General features: G+C 72.9%; 1 protein-coding gene. It reads right to left on the bottom strand.

Going from position 1 to position 2,511, the window contains the following annotated elements; genetic code table 11:
- Positions 1-2,511, bottom strand: a 2,511-nt coding sequence (locus ALMP_RS10775; protein ID WP_264926408.1) for a beta-ketoacyl synthase N-terminal-like domain-containing protein, incomplete at both ends; no start/stop codon positions are given.

Below are 2,511 nucleotides of genomic sequence, written 5' to 3'. Positions count from 1 at the left end.
ACACCGGGAACACGGCACACAACTCACCCCCCATCCCCACCCGCTGACTCCCCTGACCACTGAAGAGGAAGGCGAGGCTCCCCGCTCCGAGGACCGAGCCGCGTACGACACCCGCTCCTGGCTCGCCCGTGGCGAGCGCGTCGAGACCGGTCAGCAGCGCGGACCGGGAGCCACCGATCACCACCGCACGCTCGTCGAGGGCCGCGCGTGAACCGGCGAGCACCGAGGCTACGGCGGTCAGGTCGACGTCGGGGTGGTCGTGCAGGTAGGCGGAGAGAGCGGCCGCCTGTGCCCGGAGGGCGTCACCGGACTTCGCCGAGAGCGGCCAGGGCAGGACGCGTCCCTCGCCGGCCGTCTCCCCGTCGGTCCCGGCGGGCACCGGGTCGGGGCCCTGTTCGAGGACGACGTGCGCGTTGGTGCCGCTCGCGCCGAAGGACGACACACCCGCCCGACGCGGACGGCCCTCTGTCTCCGGCCATTCCCGCGCATCCGTCAGCAGTTCCACCGCACCCGCCGACCAGTCCACGTGCGGCGTCGGCTCGTCCACGTGCAGGGTCTGCGGCAGCACCCCCTCACGCATGGCCATGACCATCTTGATCACGCCCGCCACACCCGCCGCGGCCTGCGCGTGACCGATGTTCGACTTCAACGACCCCAGATACAGCGGCCGTTCGTCGGGTCGGTCCTGCCCGTAGGTCGCGATGATCGCCTGCGCCTCGATCGGGTCTCCGAGGGTCGTGCCCGTGCCGTGCGCCTCCACGGCGTCCACGTCGGCGGCCGACAGACCGGCGCTCGCCAGCGCCTGCCGGATCACCCGCTGCTGCGACGGCCCGTTCGGCGCGGTCAGGCCGTTGCTCGCGCCGTCCTGGTTCACCGCCGTGCCGCGCACGGTCGCCAGCACGCGGTGGCCGTTGCGCACCGCGTCCGACAGCCGCTCCACCAGCAGCACACCCACACCCTCGGACCAGCCGGTGCCGTCCGCGGCGGCCGAGAACGCCTTGCAGCGCCCGTCCGCCGACAGACCCCGCTGCCGGCTGAACTCGACGAACACCTCCGGCGTCGACATCACCGTCACACCACCGGCCAGCGCCATCGTGCACTCGCCGTTGCGCAGCGCCTGGACGGCAAGGTGCAGGCCCACCAGGGACGACGAGCACGCGGTGTCCACGGTCACCGCCGGGCCCTCGAAGCCGAAGGCGTAGGCGAGTCGGCCCGAGGCGGCGCTGCCGGTGTTGCCCATCAGCAGGTAGCCGTCGACGCCCTCGGGCACCTTCTGCATGCCCGACGCGTAGTCGTGGTACATGACACCGACGAACACGCCGGTCCGGGTGCCGCGCAGGGCGGCCGGGTCGATCCCGGCCCGCTCCAGCACCTGCCAGGAGGTCTCCAGCAGCAGCCGCTGCTGCGGGTCCATCGCCAGCGCCTCACGCGGGGAGATCTCGAAGAACCCGGCATCGAAGTCGCCCGCGTCGTACAGGAACCCGCCTTCGCGGGTGTACGTCTTCCCGGATGCCGCGGGGTCGGGGTCGTACAGGCCCTCCAGGTCCCAGCCCCGGTCCGACGGGAACGGCGAGACGGCGTCCCGGCCCTCGGCGACCAGGCGCCACAGGTCCTCCGGCGATTCCACCCCGCCGGGGTAGCGGCACGCCATGCCGACGATCGCGATGGGTTCGTCGTCCGTCACCGGTCGGGCGGCCGCGGTGGGCGTCGAGTCCTGGGCGCCGAGGAGCTCGTCCCGGAGTGTGCGCAGCAGGGCGGCCGGTGTGGGGTGGTCGAAGACGAGGGTGGCGGGCAGCCGCAGCCCGGTCGCCGTGTTCAGCCGGTTGCGCAGGTCCAGGCCGGTCAGGGAGTCGAAGCCGAGGGCCTTGAAGGTGGTGGCGAGTTCGAGGTCGGCGCCCGTGGGCAGGCCCAGTACGGCGGTGATCTGTTCGCGGGCCACGTCCAGCAGGGCACGTTCCCGCTCAGCTTCCGGCAGCGCGGTGAGCCTCTGCGCGAGGGCGTTCCGCGACGCGGGAACGGTCGCGCTGCTGGCCGTGCGGCGCGGCGGCGCGGGCACGACCCCGCTGAGCATCCCCGTCAGCGTGCCCTCACCGGCGCGGACGCGGAGTGCCGGGAGGTCCAACACGGCGGGGACCAGCAGGGGTTCGGTGGAGGCGAGGGCGGCGTCGAAGAGCCGCAGGCCGTGCTCCGAGGCGAGTTGCCCGACGCCGAGCCGGCTCATCCGCCGCCGGTCGACGGCGCTCATGGTGCCGGTCATACCGCTCGTCTCGGCCCACAGTCCCCAGGCCATGGACGTGGCCGGGAGTCCCTCCGAGCGGCGGACCTGGGCGAGCGCGTCGAGATACGTGTTGGCCGCCGCGTAGTTCGCCTGACCGGGACCGCCCAGGATCCCGGACACGGAGGAGAACAGCACGAACGCGGAGAGGTCCAGGTCACGGGTCAGCTCGTGCAGGTTGACCGCACTGTCGACCTTGGAACGCAGCACACCGTGCAGCCGCTCCTCCGTCATCG

Origin of the sequence: Streptomyces sp. A012304, from assembly GCF_026008495.1 — a bacterium.
In the GTDB taxonomy this organism is placed as follows: domain Bacteria; phylum Actinomycetota; class Actinomycetes; order Streptomycetales; family Streptomycetaceae; genus Streptomyces.
The sequence above is the reverse complement of the archived record's forward strand: the minus strand, read 5'-3'. Positions and strand labels throughout refer to the sequence as shown.